The sequence below is a fragment of the Egibacteraceae bacterium genome (assembly GCA_040905805.1).
Lineage (GTDB): Bacteria > Actinomycetota > Nitriliruptoria > Euzebyales > Egibacteraceae > DATLGH01.
Genome location: JBBDQS010000001.1, coordinates 5779 through 20723, shown reverse-complemented (window position 1 = coordinate 20723; position 14945 = coordinate 5779). Strand labels below are relative to the sequence as shown.

The window sequence follows — 14945 nt, the reverse complement described above, 5'->3', positions numbered from 1 at the left end:
CACTGCGGACGACGTCTGAAGCGGAAGCGGCCAAGCTTTCCACCCGGCGGGCCCCCAGGCACCCTGATCTGGTGGGACTCAGTCCGGGTACGACCAGGTAGGCGAGGTCTGAGCCCCTTGCCCGGAACACCGGCCGCTGCCTCTTCCGCAGCGGCCATTCGCGTTGAGTGACCGCATCCGCAACCGCAAGGACACCACGATGCCGAAGCAGAAGAGCCACTCCGGTGCCAAGGACCGCTTCCGGGTGACGAAGACCGGCAAGGTCCTGCACCGGCGCATGAACCGCAACCACCTGCTGGGCAAGAAGACCAGTCGGCACAAGCGCCGCCTGGCGCGCGACGGCCAGCTCTCCGGAGGCGACGCGCAGCAGATCAAGAAGCTCCTGCGCTAGCGCCGACCCCGACCCCGCAACCCGTTCGCCGAACCCGTTCGCCGTCGACCCGTTCGCCGTCGACCCGCTAGCCGTCGACCCGCTAGCCGTCGACCCGCTAGCCGTCGACCCGCTAGCCGTTACCCGTAAGGAGCACGTGACATGGCCCGCATCAAGCGTGGCGTCCAGAGCCGGAAGAGCCGGCGGACCGTCCTGCACCGCGCGAAGGGGTTCCGGGGGGCCCGCAGCCGCCGCTACCGCATCGCCAACGAGGCGGTGCTGCACGCCGACCGCTACGCCTACCGGGACCGGCGCACCCGCAAGCGGGACTTCCGCAAGCTGTGGATCCAGCGCATCAACGCCGCTGCCCGCAACGAGGGCCTGTCCTACAGCCGGTTCATCAACGGGCTGAAGCGCGCCGAGGTCGAGGTCGACCGCAAGGTGCTCGCCGACCTGGCGGTCCGCGACCCGAAGGCCTTCGCCGAGCTGGTCGCGGTGGCCAAGGGCGCACTCGGCTGAAGGCCTGACCATGGGGGTCGTGACAAGCGTCGACAACGACGCGGTGAAGGCGGCGCGCAAGCTCGCTCGCCGTCAGGACCGTGATCGGACCGGGACCTTCCTGGTCGAGGGGCCCCAGGGCGTCGGCGCCGCCCTGGGCTGCCTGCGCCGCCTGTTCGTGACCGACCCGGAGGGCGACCTGGCGCGGCGAGCCGCGGCGGCCGGCGCGGAGGTGGTGGCGGTCAGCGACCGGGTGCTCGCGTCGGTGGCCGACACCGTGACCCCGCAGGGCATGGTCGGCGTCGCCGCGCTGCCCGCGCCCACCCTCGACGACGCGCTGGCTGGCGCCGTGCTCGTCGTGGTGTGCTGGCAGGTCGCCGACCCCGGCAACGTCGGCACCGTCGTGCGCTCCGCGGACGCGGCGGGGGCGGACGCGGTGGTCTGCACCACCGGCAGCGTCGATCCCCGTAACCCCAAGGCCGTGCGCGCGTCGGCCGGGTCCCTCTTCCACCTGCCCGTGGTGGCGGACGCGCCGCCGGCGGCGGTCGTGGCGGCCTGCCGGCGACACGGCCTGCGGATCGTGGCCGCCGACGCCGGCGGCGCCACGGTGTACACGGCGGTGGACCTCACCCGTCCGACGGCCGTGCTGCTCGGCAACGAGGCACACGGGCTGCCGGCAGATGCCCTCGCCTGCGCCGACGTGGTCGCCGCCATCCCCATCCGCGGCCGTGCGGAGTCGCTGAACCTCGCGGTGACCGCGGCCCTGCTCGTGTTCGAGGCCGCGCGACAGCGCAGCCCGGCGCCGCGGGTCCCAGCGTGAACGGCCCCCCCGACGCTGCAGCGCTCGACTGGCTGCCCGATCCGACCGTGGTGGTGGGCGCCGACGGCCGTATCGTGGCCTGCAACCAGCTCGCGACCCGTCTGGTCGCCGGTGAGCTTGACGGCCGACCCGCGGCCACGGCCCTCGTGCTCACCGACGAGGCCGGTCGGGACTGGTGGACCTGCGCACGCCCGCTGGAAGCCGACACGCGTCTGGCCCCGCGCATCCCCGAGACCGACCTGGAGCTGCACCTCGGCCCGGACCGCAGCCGGCCGGTCACCCTGGCGGCGGCCCGTGGCCACGGTGGCGACGGCAGCCTCTACCTGGTCCTGTCGTTGCGCCGCGCCGAGCGTCGCCGGCGCCTGGACGCCGCGCGCAGCGACCTCGTCTCCACGGTCAGCCACGAGATCCGCTCGCCGCTCACCAGCGTCAAGGGGTTCACGAAGACGCTCCTGGCCAAGTGGGACCGGTTCACCGACGAGCAGAAGCGCCAGATGCTCGCCACGGTGAACGACGACGCGGACCGGGTCACCCGGCTGCTCGGCGAGCTCCTCGACGTGAGCCGCATCGACGCTGGTCGCCTGCGGTTGCGCCGCGAGATGATCGACATGGCGGAGATCGTCGAACGCGTCGTGGGGCGGTTCGCGATCGACGGCGCGGAGGGGCGGGTGGTCATCGACTTCCCGGACGCGATGCCCCGGCTGTACGCCGATCCGGACAAGATCGACCAGGTCGTGACCAACCTGGTGGAGAACGCGCTCAAGTACAGCGACGGGCCGGTGGGTGTCCTCGGCGAGGTGCACGACGACGAGGTGCTCGTGACCGTCACCGACAAGGGCCAGGGGATCTCCGGGGAGCACCTCGAGGCGATCTTCACCAAGTTCTTCCGGCGGTCCGGGGAACGCCGCTCCGGCACCGGCCTGGGGCTGTACATCACCAAGGGGATCGTCAACGCCCACGCCGGGCGCCTGTGGGCCGCCAGCACGGTGGGGGAGGGGTCGTCGTTCCACTTCACCCTGCCCCGCGGTGGGCTGGAACTGGTGGGGTTGGCCGTGCCGGAGACAGCCAGGCGCATCGAGGAGCGGCGCACGTGAAGGCGGTAGGGTGCCCGCCATGACCGACCTCGACCGCATCCGCGAGCAGGGGCTGGCGCGGTTGGCGGCGGCGGCGAGCCTCGACCGGCTCGACGCCGCCCGGACCGAGACCCTGGGCAAGCGCAGCGAGCTCACCGCCGTGCAGCGCAGCCTCGGCACGTTGAACCCTGACGAGCGCCGTGCGGTCGGCAAGCAGGTCAACGCCGTGCGCGCGGCGTTGGACGCCGCCGAGGCCGCCCGGCGCACCGAGCTGGAAACCGAGCGTGATCGCGTCACGCTCGCCGCCGAGGCGGTCGATGTGACGCTGCCGCCACGCACCCCGGCTCGGGGCAGCCTGCATCCGGTCTTCGAGACGATGGAGGCGATGCTCGACGTGCTCGTGGGGCTCGGCTACCAGGTGGCCGAGGGCCCCGAGGTCGAGAGCGAGTGGTACCACTTCGACGCGCTGAACACGCCGCCCGACCACCCGGCCCGCTCCCTGCAGGACACCATCTACGTCAGCGGTCTGCGTGACCAGCCCGCGACCGGCGACGAGACGACCGGGGTGCTGCTGCGCGCGCAGACCTCGCCCATGCAGATCCGCACCATGCTGGCCCAGACACCGCCGATCTACGCGGCGCTGCCGGGTCGGGTCTACCGTGCCGACACCGCTGACGCGACACACCTGCCCATGTTCCACCAGATCGAGGGCCTGGCCATCGACCGAGACCTGTCCTTCGCGGACCTGAAGGGCAGCCTGGTCGTCGCCGCCCGTGCCCTGCTCGGCGAGGACGTGCGACTGCGGTTCCGGCCCCACTACTTCCCGTTCACCGAACCGTCGTGCGAGCTGGACGCGTGGCACGGGGGTCGCTGGATGGAGATGCTCGGGGCGGGCATGGTGCACCCCAACGTGCTGCGGCACGGCGGGCTCGACCCCGAGGAGCTCCGCGGGTTCGCCTGGGGGATGGGCGTGGACCGCATGGCGATGCTGCGGCACGGGATCACCGACCTGCGGTTGCTGGTCGAGAACGACCTGCGGTTCCTGTCGAGCTTGTCGGCGTAGAGGAGGGACCGGCATGCGCGTACCCCTGTCGTGGCTGCACGACTTCGTCGATCCCGGGCTGCCCGCGACCGAGCTCGCCGACGTGCTCACCCTCGGCGGGTTGGAGGTCGAGGCCATCGAACGGCCCAGCGGCGAGGTCCGGGGCGTGGTCGTCGCGGAGGTCTGCTCGGTGGACGCGGTGGAGGGCAGCGACAAGCTGCACCGGGTCGAGGCGTCCGACGGGACCGAGACCCTCGAGGTGGTCTGCGGGGCGGCGAACTACGCCCCCGGCGACCGGGTGGCCTGGGCCAAGCCGGGCTCCCGGCTGCCCGGCGCCGTCGAGGTCGGTCGCAAGGAGCTCTTCGGCGTCGTGTCCAACGGCATGCTGGCGAGCCCCGCCGAGCTGGGCGTGGGCGAGGACCACCGGGGCATCTGGGTCCTGGACGCCGATGCCCCCCTGGGGGCCGACCTGCGGGAGTGGCTGAGGCTGGACGACCCCGTCCTGGTGATCGACGTCACCCCCGATCGGGGCTACGCCCTGTCGCTGCACGGCCTGGCGCGTGACGTCGCCGCCCTCACGGGGGCCGCCCTGACGATCCCCGAGCCCGCCACGCCGGCTCCTGGGCCGCCGGCCGGGTCTTCCGCAGGGCCCGACGCCGTGCCGGTGACCATCGCCGACGCGCAGCGCTGCCGGCGGTTCGACGCCCGCACAATCCGCGGCGTGCGGTCGGGGCCGTCGCCGGCGTGGCTGCAGCGCCGGCTGTCCGCGGCCGGGATGCGCCCGGTGTCGAACCTGGTCGACGCGACCAACGCCGCCATGCTGGAGACTGGCAACCCGATCCACGCCTACGACCTGGCCCTGCTGGCCGGCCCGGCGATCGAGGTGCGCACGGCACGCGCGGGGGAGCGCATGCGCACCCTCGACGGGGTCGACCGGGCGCTCGATCCCGACGACCTGCTGATCTGCGACGCCGAGGGCCCCGTGGCCCTGGCGGGGGTGATGGGGGGCGAGACGACCGAGATCAACCCCGATACCACCGATGTGTTCCTGGAGGTCGCCAACTTCGAGGCCCGCAGCGTGCTGCGCACGGCGCGACGCCACGGCCTGCACACCGAGGGCTCGCGGCGCTGGGAGAAGGTCGTGCCCCCCGAGAGCGCGCCGATCGCCGCCGACCGGTGCGTGGCGCTGATCACCGCCTCCGCGGGCGGTGCGGTGACCGCCGCCGACGACCACTACCCCGCCCCCGCCGAGCGCCCGGTCATCCGTCTGCGCCCGACGCGCGCCACCGCGCATCTCGGCATCGAGCTGACCGGACCCGAGCAGGCGGCACTGCTCCAGTCGATCGCCTGCACGGTCGAGCCGGCCGGCGTGGACCTGGACGTCAGCCCGCCCCCGTACCGCCCGGACCTGCAGGGCGAGGCCGACCTCTACGAGGAGATCGTCCGGCTGCACGGCTACGCCCGCGTGCCAGAGCGGGTGCCGTCCAGCGGGCAGGTCGGGCGGCGCAGCCCGGCGCACGCCGCACGGCGCGCCGTGCGTGGCGCGCTCGCCGGAGGCGGGTGGACGGAGGTCATGCCGTTCCCCTTCATCGCCGACGCCGACGTCGACAGCCTGGCCCTGCCCGCCGACGACCGTCGACGGCGCACGGTGGCCCTGGTGAACCCGCTGTCCCAGGAGGAGGCGGTCATGCGCACCACGCTCGTCCCCGGGCTGCTGCGGGTCGTCCGCCACAACGCCAACCGGCAGACGCCGGACGCGGCCGTGTTCGAGATCGGTCACGTCTTCCTGGAGCCCACCGGGGACCAGCCGGGCGCCGACGGCGGCCCCGCCGGCACCGTGCTGCCCGCCGAGCCGACCATGCTGGGCCTGGCCGCCTGCGGGCTGTTCACCGCACCCCGCCACGACCGTGCCGGGCGCGCCGCGGACCTCTACGATCTGCTGGGCGCGGTGGACCTGGTCCGCCAGGCCGTGGGCCGCGACGCGCTGGCGGTCGCGCCCACCGCCGAGGCGCCGTTCCATCCCGGCCGCGCCGCCCGGCTGTCCCTGGACGGCGTGGACGTCGGGGTCGTGGGCGAGCTGCACCCCCGGGTGGCCGCGGCGTTCGAGGTGCCGCCCCGCACGCTCGTGGGTGAGGTGGAGCTGGGGCCGTTCGTCGCGGGCGGGGTCCGTCCCCGGCCCGCGTCGGTGCCGTCACCGCTGCCGGGCCTGACCTTCGACGTCGCGGTGCTGGTCGACCGGGACGTGGCGGCCGCCGACGTCGAGGCGGCCGTGCGTGCCGGCGCGGGGGAGCGCCTCACCGCGGTCGCCCTGTTCGACGTCTACCGCGGGGAGCAGCTGGGGGCGGGACGGACGAGCCTGGCCTACCGCGTGCGCCTCGACGACGCCGAGCGCCAGCTGACCGACGCCGACGAGGCCGCAGCCATCGAGGCCATCGACCGTGCCGTCGCCGACGCCGTGGGCGGCAGCCTGCGCCGCTGACGTCGCCCGTCTACCCCGTGTGGCCGAAGAATCCCGCGCCGGCGCGGGAAAGTCGGCCGGGCACGTCGACCAAAGGCCCCGTGGCAGGTCAAGGGGCAAGGCTTCCCGCGCCCTGCGCGACACGCCCCCGCCACCAGGGTGCGTGGCGGTCGCTCATGGCCGCTGCGTCGCCCCCGCCGCCGCGGGCGCACTAGCGTGTGGGAGCTCCCGGTCCTCGAGATCGCTGCGGTCGTGGCGCGACGCGTGAGATCGTTTGCACCACGGCGACTAGGGCTGTATGGTTATGCATCGAACTGAATGAGGGAGCGTGTGGTGGACGTCGGGATCGTCGGGGGATCGGGGTACGGCGGCGCGGAGCTGCTGCGCCTGCTCGCTGGCCACCCGGTCCTGAAGGTGCGCACCGTCGCCGCGAAGAGCAACGCCGGGCGGGACCTGGCCGAGGTCTTCCCGCACCTGGGCATGACCGGGACGCTCGCCCCGTCGGAGCCCGAGGCGCTCGCCGGATGCGACGTGGTGTTCCTGGCCACGCCCCACGCGGCCAGCTTGGAGCTCGCGCCGGCGCTGCTCGACCAGGGAGCGCTGGTGGTGGACCTGTCCGGCGCGTTCCGCCTGGACGCCGCCACGTTCACGGAGTGGTACGGCCTCCCCCACACGGCACCGGAGCTGGCGCCGGGCACCTACGGGCTGCCAGAGCTGTGGCGCGAGGACCTGGCGGGGGCCCGGCTGATCGCCAACCCCGGCTGCTACCCGACCGCGGCGCTGCTCGCCCTGTGCCCCCTCGGGGGCGTCGCCGAGCCCACCGGCGTGGTCATCGCGGGGATGTCGGGCACATCGGGTGCCGGCAAGGGGCTGCGCGACGACCTGCACGTCAGCCACGCCGTGGCCAACGTCAGTCCCTACGCCGCGCCCCGTCACCGCCACACCCCGGAGATCGAGGCGGGCTGGGCCCGTGCCGCCGGCCAAAGGGCCGCGGTCACCTTCACCCCCCATCTCGTCCCGATGGCCCGGGGACTGCTGGCCACGCTCTCCGCCCGGCCGGCACCCGGGACCACCCCCGAGGACATCCGTGCCGCCTTCGACGACGCCTACCGCCACGAGCCGTTCGTCACGGTGCTCCCCGAGGGTTCGTGGCCGGCCACCGCACACGTGTCCGGCGGCAACGCCGCGCATGTCGGTGTGGCCTCGGACCCGCGCACCGGGCGGGTGACGGTGGCGTGCGCCATCGACAACCTGGTGAAGGGCGCCGCCGGCCAGGCGATCCAGAACGCCAACGTGGCGCTCGGCCTGTCCGAGGCTGCCGGGCTCAGCGCCGCGGGCGTGTACCCGTGAGCCGGCACACGTCGCACGCGAAGGGCCCGCCATGCGGTTGACCGACCTGCCCGGCGGCGTCTGCGCCACGCCGGAGATCTTCGCGTCGGGCGTCGCTGCGGGCCTGAAGCCCAGCGGCAAGCCCGACCTCGCCCTCGTCGATGCCGGCCGGACCGTGCCGGCCGCGGCGGTCCAGACCACCAACCAGGTGCAGGCGGCGCCGGTGACGCTGACCGCCCGCAACGTGGGCAACGGACGCGCCCGGGCGGTGCTGCTGAACTCCGGGAGCGCCAACGTGTGCACCGGCCCCGACGGCGAGGCCCTCGCCGAGGAGTCCACCGCTGCGGTCGCCCGAGCGCTCGGCTGCGAGGCCACCGACGTCCTGGTCTGCTCGACCGGCGTGATCGGCGTGCCGATGGCGCGTGATCCCCTGCTCGCGGGCATCCCGCAGGTCGCGGCCGCACGCTCGCGCGAGGGCGGGAGCAGGGCGGCCAAGGCGATCATGACCACCGACACCTTTCCGAAGGAAGCTGCCGTGCGGGTCGAGGACAGCGTCGGCGCCTGTGTCGTCGGAGGTCTGGCCAAGGGCTCGGGCATGCTCGAGCCGGCCATGGCCACCATGCTGGCCGTCATCACGACCGACGCGCCGGTGCAGGGACCGGTCCTGCGCTCCTGCCTGCGCGATGTGGTCGCCCGCACCTTCGGGCGCATCAGCGTCGATGGGTGCCAGTCCACCAACGACGCCGTGATCGTGTTGGCGACGGGGACCGCCACCCAGCCGCCGTCGCTGTCGACCTTCAAGGAGGCGCTCACCGCCGTCTGCGGCCGGCTGGCCGAGTCCATGGTGCGCGACGGTGAGGGGGCCAAGAAGCTCGTGCGCCTGCGGGTCACCGGCGCACGCACCGAGGAGGACGCCGTCACCATCGGCCGCGCCATCGCCGGCAGCGTGCTGGTGCGCACCGCGTTGGCGGGAGGCGACCCGAACTGGGGCCGCATCCTCGCGGCCGCCGGCGCGTGCCCCGTGCCCTTCGCGCCCGCCCGGGTCGCCGTCACCTTCGGCGGGGTCACCGTCTGCCGGTTCGGCGTCGTCACCGCCTTCGACCACGGCCAGGCGGCCGCCGCGCTGGCCGGCCGGGACGTGCAGGTGACCGTCGACCTCGGCCTCGGGACGTCGGAGGCCACCTTCCTGACGTGCGACCTCACCCACGACTACGTCACCATCAACGCCGAGTACACGACATGAATCCTCATACCACGCTCAGCGGCAGGACCCGCCTCGCGCAGGAGAAGGCGCGGGTGCTGCGCGAGGCGCTGCCCTGGGTGACGCGGTGGGCGGGCAGCACCGTCGTGGTCAAGTACGGCGGGCACGTCACCGGCGAGGACCCCACGGGGGAGGGCCTCGACACGGCCTTCGCCGCCGACATCGCCCTGCTCGTAGCCGTCGGCCTGCGCGTCGTCGTGGTCCACGGCGGGGGGCCCCAGATCTCCGAGCTGTCACGCCGCCTGGGTATCGAGACCCGCTTCGTCGAGGGCCGGCGGGTGACCGACGAGCAGACCCTCGAGGTCGTGAAGATGGTGCTGCTCGGTCAGGTCAACCCGCGCCTTGTCGGCCTCATCAACGCGGCGGGGGCCGCAGCCATCGGGGTCTCGGGCACCGACGCCGGCCTCCTGGCGGTGCGGCCCGCCGGCCCCGAGCTCGGTGCGGTCGGAGAGGTGGAGCGCGTCGACACCACCGTCTTGGACGGTCTGCTCGACAGCGGTGCCGTCCCCGTCGTCGCCACGGTCGGGCGCGGGCCCGACGGCGAGGACCGCAACGTCAACGCCGACACCGCCGCCGGAGCCATCGCGGCGGCGCTGGGTGCGGACAAGCTCATCTACCTCACGAACGTCCCGGGGCTCTACGAGCACTTCGGCACCGGTGACCAGGCCCTGCTGAGCGAGGTGGCCCCGGCGCGCCTGCGCGAGATGGTCGGCTCGGGCGAGCTGCACACCGGCATGGTGCCCAAGGTCGAGAGCATGGTCGCCGCCCTGGACGGGGGCGTCGACCGCGCCTACCTGCTCGACGGGCGCATCGAGCACGCCCTGCTGCTGGAGATCTTCACCGACGAGGGCATCGGCACCCAGGTCTCCAAGGAGCTGCGGTGAGCGGGATGCCGGACGGCACGTGGGCCGCGCCGCGCCTCGCCACGCGCGAGGCGGCAGCCCTGATGGGCACCTACACCCGCCAGCCCGTCGAGTTCGTCGCCGGGAGCGGCGCATGGCTCACCGACGCCGCCGGCAATCGCTACCTGGACGGCCTGTCCGGGCTTGCGGTGACCTCGCTCGGCCATGCGCACCCCGCCGTGGCCCACGCGGTCACCGACCAGGTCCGGCGGCTGGTGCACACCTCCAACCTGTACTACACCGCGCCGCAGGTGCTCCTGGCCGAGCGGCTGGTGCAGACGCTGGGCTGGTCCGACGGCAAGGTGTTCTTCGCCAACTCCGGGGCGGAGGCCAACGAGGCGGCGCTCAAGCTGGCGCGCCGCCACGGCAAGCGCCAGCACCCGGACAAGGTGGGCGTCGTGGCGCTCGACGGCAGCTTCCACGGGCGGACGCTGGCCACGCTGGCGGCCACGGGCAACCCGGCCAAGCACGAGCCGTTCGAACCGCTCGGCGACTGGGTCACCCACGTCGCCCACGACGACCCACAGGCGCTCGATGCCGCCGTCACCGAGCGCACCAGCGCGGTCCTGCTGGAGGCCGTCCAGGGCGAGGGCGGCGTGCGCGCGGTGGGTGACCCGATGTGGCAGGCCGCCCGCGCGGCCTGCGACCGGGTCGGTGCGTTGCTGATCGCCGACGAGGTCCAGACGGGCCTGGGGCGCCTCGGTGCCTGGTACGGCTGGCAGCAGACGCGGGCGGCGCCACCGGCGCCACCGGCGTCACCGGTCGCACCCGACGTGGTGACCCTCGCCAAGGCCCTGGCCAACGGCCTGCCCATCGGCGCGGTGGTCGCCGTGGGAGAGGCTGGCAAGGTGTTCGGACCGGGCGACCACGCCACGACCTTCGGCGGGGGACCGGTCGTCTGCGCGGCCGCGCTGGCCGTGCTGCGCACCATCGAGGATGAGGGCCTGGTCGCCCGGGCCGCCACGCTCGGCGCGGAGCTGGCCGCGCGGCTGGCGGGGCTCGCCGCCGCCTCGCCGCTGGCGGCGAGCACGCGCGGTCGCGGCCTGCTGCAGGCACTGGTCCTCGACGGGCCGGCCGCCGGGGCGGTCACGGCCGCCGCGCTGCGCCACGGCCTCGTGGTGAACGCGGTCGCGCCCGCCATCGTCCGGCTGGCGCCCCCGCTGGTGCTCACCGACCCCGACCTGGATGAGCTGGTCGAGCGCCTGCGCAGGGCGCTGGACGACGTGCAGGCAGGCCGGTCATGACGATCCGCCACTTCCTGACGGTCGACGACCTGGCGGGCGACGAGCTGACCCACGTGCTGGACCTCGCCGACGAGCTCAAGGCCCGCCGGCAGGCGCCCCCACCGGCGCACGCGTCGCTGCTGGCCGGACGCACCGTCGCCCTGATCTTCGAGAAGCCCTCGACCCGGACCCGGGTGTCGTTCCAGGTCGCCACCACCGAGCTCGGCGGCCACACCGTCGTGCTCAGCGCCGGGGAGCTGCAGCTCGGCCGTGGCGAGACGGTGGAGGACACCGCGAGGGTGCTGTCCCGCTACGTGCACGCCCTGGTGGTGCGCACGTTCGCGCAGTCGCGCCTCGAGACGCTGGCCGCCCACGGCTCGGTCCCGGTCGTGAACGCGCTGTCCGACTTCGCCCACCCCTGCCAGGCCCTCGCCGATCTGCAGACCATCCGTGAGCACAAGGGCCGGTTGGCCGGCCTCACGCTCGCCTACCTCGGCGACGGCAACAACGTGGCCCACTCCCTGCTGCGGGCGGGCGCCATGAGCGGGATGCGCGTGGCGGTGGGCACCCCGCCGGGCTACGCCCCGATCCCCCAGGTCGTGCAGGCGGCCCAGGCCATGGCTGCGGGGACCGGTGGCGAGATCCTCGTCACCGACGACCCGCTGGAGGCCGCCCGTGACGCCGATGTGGTGTACACGGACGTCTGGGCGTCCATGGGCCAGGAGGCCGAGCGGGCCGAGCGGCTGCTGCTGTTCCGGCCCTTCCAGGTCGGGACGCCCGTGATGGCGGCCGCCCGCCCGGACGCGCTCGTGCTGCACTGCCTGCCCGCGCACCGCGGCGAGGAGATCACCGCCGAGGTGCTCGACGGCACCCAGAGCGCGGTCTGGGACCAGGCGGAGAACCGCCTCCACAGCCAGAAGGCGCTGCTGGCGTTCCTGCTCGGTGACGGCTCGGGGGGCCGCACGGGCGACCAGGCCGGTGAGCGGTCGTGACCACGCGCGAGCGGCGCCGGCAGCTGATCCGCGAGCTGGTCGCCCGCTACCCCGTGGGCGCCCAGTCGGCGCTGGTCGCGCTGCTCGCCGAGCAGGGGGTCGAGGCGACGCAGGCGACCGTCAGCCGCGACCTCGACGAGCTCGGTATCGGCAAGGTGCGGGGCGCCGACGGCCGGGTCACCTACGCACTGCCGGAGGCGGGGGGGCTGGCGCAGATCCTGCGCCAGTTCGTCGCCTCCGTCGAAGCCAGCGCCAACCTGGCGGTCGTGCGCACACCGCCGGGTGCGGCCAGTGCGGTCGCCAGCGCCATCGACCAGGCTGACCTTCCGGGGATCCTGGCCACCGTGCAGGGCGACGACACGCTGCTGGTCGTGGCTGCCGAGGGCACCACCGGCCGCGCTATCGCCGACCGCCTCACCGCCATCAAGGAGCAGACTCCATGAGCAGACAACGACTCGTCCTGGCCTACTCCGGAGGACTCGACACGTCCGTGGCCATCCGCTGGCTCTCCGAGCAGAAGGGCTACGACGTCGTCGCCTGCGCGATCGACGTCGGCCAGGCCCAGCCCGGCGAGATGGACCGGGTCCGCCAGCGGGGCCTGGACTGCGGCGCCGTGGAGTCGGTCGTCGTCGATGCGCGCACGGAGTTCGCCGAGACCTACGTCGCTCCGGCGATCGCGGCCAACGCGCTCTACATGGGCAAGTACCCCCTGGTGTCGGCGCTGTCGCGACCGCTGATCACCGACCACCTCGTGCGCATCGCGCGCGAGACCGGCGCCAAGGCCATCGGTCACGGCTGCACCGGCAAGGGCAACGACCAGGTGCGCTTCGAGGTCACCGCCATGGCGATCGCCCCCGACCTCACGGTCGAGGCGCCCATCCGCGAGTGGGGGCTGACGCGCGACGACGCCATCGCCTGGGCCGAGGAGCGCCACATCCCGATCCCGGTCAAGAAGTCCTCGCCGTACTCCATCGACGAGAACCTGTGGGGCCGCACCGCCGAGTGCGGGATCCTCGAGGACCCGTGGGAGTCGCCACCCGAGGAGGTCTACCAACGCTCCGCCGGGGCCGCCGACACCCCCGACGAGGCCGAGGAGCTGACCCTGACGTTCCGCGACGGCCTGCCGGTCGCCGTGGACGGCAAGGAGCTGGACCTGGCGGCCCTGATCGCGGAGGTCGACGGGCGTGCGGGCGCCCACGGCGTCGGACGCATCGACATGGTCGAGGACCGCCTGGTCGGCATCAAGAGCCGTGAGATCTACGAGTGCCCCGGCGCCATGACGATCCTGACCGCGCACCGCGACCTCGAGGACCTCTGCCTCGAGCAGGAGCTGGCGCAGGAGAAGCGCGGGATGGAGGGCCGCTACGCCCAGCTGATCTACAACGGCCTGTGGTTCACCCCGTTGAAGACGGCGATGGATGCCTTCGTGTCGGTGACCCAGCGCTACGTCGCCGGGGAGGTGCGCATGCGCCTGCACAAGGGCTCGGCCTCCGTGGCCGGCCGCCGCAGCCAGATCGGGCTGTACGACCACGACCTGGCGACCTACGACGCGGGCGACCGCTTCGACCACACCCAGGCTGTCGGCTTCGTGAAGCTGTGGGGGCTGCCGACGAAGGTGTGGTCGCGTCGCCAGGGCCACCTGTAGTGGCTGAGGGCAAGCTCTGGGGCGCGCGGTTCAGCGAACCGCCCGCGGATGCCGCGTGGCGGCTCGGCCGGTCGGTCGACTTCGACGTGCGCCTCTGGCCCTACGACCTGGCGGGCTCGCGGGCGCACGCCGACGAGCTGGCCCGCCTCGACCTGATCGACGAGTCCGACCACGCGGCCATCCGCACGGCGCTTCAGACCATCACGGCGGAGTTCGCGGCGGAGGCCTTCGTCTTCCTGGCGACCGACGAGGACCTGCACGGCGCGGTCGAGCGGCGCCTGATCGACCTGGCGGGTCCCGCGGGCGGGCGCCTGCGGGCCGGCCGCAGCCGCAACGACCAGATCGCGAGCGACCTGCGGCTGTACTGCAAGGACGCGGGTGCGCGCATCGTCGCGGGCATCCGTGCGGTCCAGACCGCACTGGTCGAACAGGCGGAGCAGACCCTGGACTGGCTCGCGCCCGGGTACACCCACCTGCAGCGGGCGCAGCCGGTGACGCTCGCCCACCATCTCCTGGCGCACGGGTGGGCGCTGGACCGCGACGCCGGGCGGGTCACCGACGCCCTCGGCCGCGCCGACGTGTCCACCCTCGGCGCGGGTGCCCTGGCTGGCGTGACGCTTGGTCTGGACCCTGCCCGCTACGCCGCAGCCCTCGGCTTCGCCGGCGCGGCCGACAACTCGATGGACGCCGTGTCCGACCGGGACTTCGTCGTGGAGCTGCTGGCCGCCTTCGCGCTCCTCGGGGTGCACCTGTCCCGCATCGGCGAGGAGATCGTGCTGTGGAGCTCCGCGGAGTTCGGGTGGGCGCGGGTGGGGGACGCGTTCTCCACGGGCAGCTCGATCATGCCGCAGAAGCGCAATCCCGACGTGGCCGAGCTGGTACGCGGCAAGACGGGGCGCCTCATCGGGGACCTCGTCAGCCTCCTGGTCACCTTGAAGGGGCTGCCCATGACCTACAACCGGGACCTCCAGGAGGACAAGGAGCCGCTCTTCGACGCGGTCGACACGCTGGACCTGGCGCTGCCGGCGATGGCCGGCACCGTGGCGTCGCTGTGGTTCGACCGGGATCGCCTCGCCGGCACGGCGGCGGGCGGCTTCGCCCTGGCCACCGACCTCGCCGAGGAGCTCGTCCGCCGGGGGACGGCCTTCCGCACCGCCCACGAGCAGGTCGGTGCCCTGGTGGCCGACTGCGAGCGGCGGGGGATCGACATCGTCGATCTGGATGCCGCCGCGCTCACCGGGGCGCTCCCGGCGCTGGCCGACGCCCCGGCGGACCTCACCGACCCGGCCGCGGGGGGGGGGGGCCCGCCCCCCCCCCCCCCGGGCGCCCCCC

14 protein-coding genes are annotated in these 14945 nt (G+C 74.0%); all 14 read left to right on the top strand.

Annotated elements, in window-relative coordinates; genetic code table 11:
* Positions 1 to 199: 199 nt before the first annotated feature.
* Positions 200 to 391, top strand: a complete 192-nt coding sequence (gene rpmI / locus WD250_00095) for a 50S ribosomal protein L35 (protein MEX2618596.1) — start codon at positions 200 to 202, stop codon at positions 389 to 391.
* A 141-nt stretch (positions 392 to 532) separates the two neighbouring features.
* Positions 533 to 889 (top strand): 50S ribosomal protein L20, encoded by a 357-nt coding sequence (gene rplT / locus WD250_00090; GenBank protein MEX2618595.1) that lies wholly within the window; start codon positions 533 to 535, stop codon positions 887 to 889.
* 10 nt (positions 890 to 899) lie between these two features.
* Complete coding sequence (locus tag WD250_00085) at positions 900 to 1688, top strand: RNA methyltransferase (GenBank protein MEX2618594.1); 789 nt, start codon at positions 900 to 902, stop codon at positions 1686 to 1688.
* On the top strand, positions 1685 to 2782 hold the full coding sequence (locus WD250_00080) for an ATP-binding protein (GenBank protein MEX2618593.1): 1098 nt from the start codon (positions 1685 to 1687) through the stop codon (positions 2780 to 2782). The genes WD250_00085 and WD250_00080 overlap by 4 nt, the downstream gene beginning before the upstream one ends.
* A 19-nt stretch (positions 2783 to 2801) precedes the next feature.
* The gene (pheS, locus tag WD250_00075; GenBank protein MEX2618592.1) at positions 2802 to 3824 is read left to right on the top strand and encodes a phenylalanine--tRNA ligase subunit alpha; all 1023 of its coding nucleotides are present in this window, start codon (positions 2802 to 2804) and stop codon (positions 3822 to 3824) included.
* Positions 3825 to 3837: 13 nt separating this feature from the next.
* Positions 3838 to 6282, top strand: a complete 2445-nt coding sequence (gene pheT / locus WD250_00070) for a phenylalanine--tRNA ligase subunit beta (GenBank protein ID MEX2618591.1) — start codon at positions 3838 to 3840, stop codon at positions 6280 to 6282.
* A 297-nt stretch (positions 6283 to 6579) separates the two neighbouring features.
* Complete coding sequence (argC, locus tag WD250_00065) at positions 6580 to 7611, top strand: N-acetyl-gamma-glutamyl-phosphate reductase (protein ID MEX2618590.1); 1032 nt, start codon at positions 6580 to 6582, stop codon at positions 7609 to 7611.
* A gap of 31 nt (positions 7612 to 7642) precedes the next feature.
* The gene (gene argJ / locus WD250_00060; protein MEX2618589.1) at positions 7643 to 8833 is read left to right on the top strand and encodes a bifunctional glutamate N-acetyltransferase/amino-acid acetyltransferase ArgJ; all 1191 of its coding nucleotides are present in this window, start codon (positions 7643 to 7645) and stop codon (positions 8831 to 8833) included.
* Positions 8830 to 9735 carry an acetylglutamate kinase gene (argB, locus tag WD250_00055; protein ID MEX2618588.1) on the top strand — a complete coding sequence of 302 codons (906 nt, stop codon included), beginning with the start codon at positions 8830 to 8832 and terminating at the stop codon, positions 9733 to 9735. The genes argJ and argB overlap by 4 nt, the downstream gene beginning before the upstream one ends.
* A 5-nt stretch (positions 9736 to 9740) precedes the next feature.
* A complete protein-coding gene (locus WD250_00050) occupies positions 9741 to 10997 on the top strand; it encodes an acetylornithine transaminase (protein ID MEX2618587.1) in 1257 nt (418 codons plus the stop codon).
* Positions 10994 to 11968 carry an ornithine carbamoyltransferase gene (argF, locus tag WD250_00045; GenBank protein ID MEX2618586.1) on the top strand — a complete coding sequence of 325 codons (975 nt, stop codon included), beginning with the start codon at positions 10994 to 10996 and terminating at the stop codon, positions 11966 to 11968. The genes WD250_00050 and argF overlap by 4 nt, the downstream gene beginning before the upstream one ends.
* The gene (argR, locus tag WD250_00040) at positions 11965 to 12411 is read left to right on the top strand and encodes an arginine repressor (protein MEX2618585.1); all 447 of its coding nucleotides are present in this window, start codon (positions 11965 to 11967) and stop codon (positions 12409 to 12411) included. The genes argF and argR overlap by 4 nt, the downstream gene beginning before the upstream one ends.
* Complete coding sequence (locus tag WD250_00035) at positions 12408 to 13613, top strand: argininosuccinate synthase (protein ID MEX2618584.1); 1206 nt, start codon at positions 12408 to 12410, stop codon at positions 13611 to 13613. Before argR ends, WD250_00035 begins: the two co-directional genes overlap by 4 nt.
* Positions 13613 to 14945 (top strand): argininosuccinate lyase (gene argH, locus WD250_00030; protein ID MEX2618583.1); only part of this gene is annotated, 1333 nt, incomplete at its 3' end. The genes WD250_00035 and argH, both read left to right, overlap by 1 nt.

What these genes read in the sequence shown, in the direction of transcription:
- rpmI (MEX2618596.1), top strand. Translation starts at nt 200, where the DNA reads ATGCCGAAGCAGAAGAGCCACTCCGGTGCCAAGGACCGCTTCCGGGTG.
- rplT (MEX2618595.1), top strand. Translation starts at nt 533, where the DNA reads ATGGCCCGCATCAAGCGTGGCGTCCAGAGCCGGAAGAGCCGGCGGACC.
- WD250_00085 (MEX2618594.1), top strand. Translation starts at nt 900, where the DNA reads ATGGGGGTCGTGACAAGCGTCGACAACGACGCGGTGAAGGCGGCGCGC.
- pheS (MEX2618592.1), top strand. Translation starts at nt 2,802, where the DNA reads ATGACCGACCTCGACCGCATCCGCGAGCAGGGGCTGGCGCGGTTGGCG.
- pheT (MEX2618591.1), top strand. Translation starts at nt 3,838, where the DNA reads ATGCGCGTACCCCTGTCGTGGCTGCACGACTTCGTCGATCCCGGGCTG.
- argC (MEX2618590.1), top strand. Translation starts at nt 6,580, where the DNA reads ATGAGGGAGCGTGTGGTGGACGTCGGGATCGTCGGGGGATCGGGGTAC.
- argJ (MEX2618589.1), top strand. Translation starts at nt 7,643, where the DNA reads ATGCGGTTGACCGACCTGCCCGGCGGCGTCTGCGCCACGCCGGAGATC.
- argB (MEX2618588.1), top strand. Translation starts at nt 8,830, where the DNA reads ATGAATCCTCATACCACGCTCAGCGGCAGGACCCGCCTCGCGCAGGAG.
- WD250_00050 (MEX2618587.1), top strand. Translation starts at nt 9,741, where the DNA reads ATGCCGGACGGCACGTGGGCCGCGCCGCGCCTCGCCACGCGCGAGGCG.
- argF (MEX2618586.1), top strand. Translation starts at nt 10,994, where the DNA reads ATGACGATCCGCCACTTCCTGACGGTCGACGACCTGGCGGGCGACGAG.
- WD250_00035 (MEX2618584.1), top strand. Translation starts at nt 12,408, where the DNA reads ATGAGCAGACAACGACTCGTCCTGGCCTACTCCGGAGGACTCGACACG.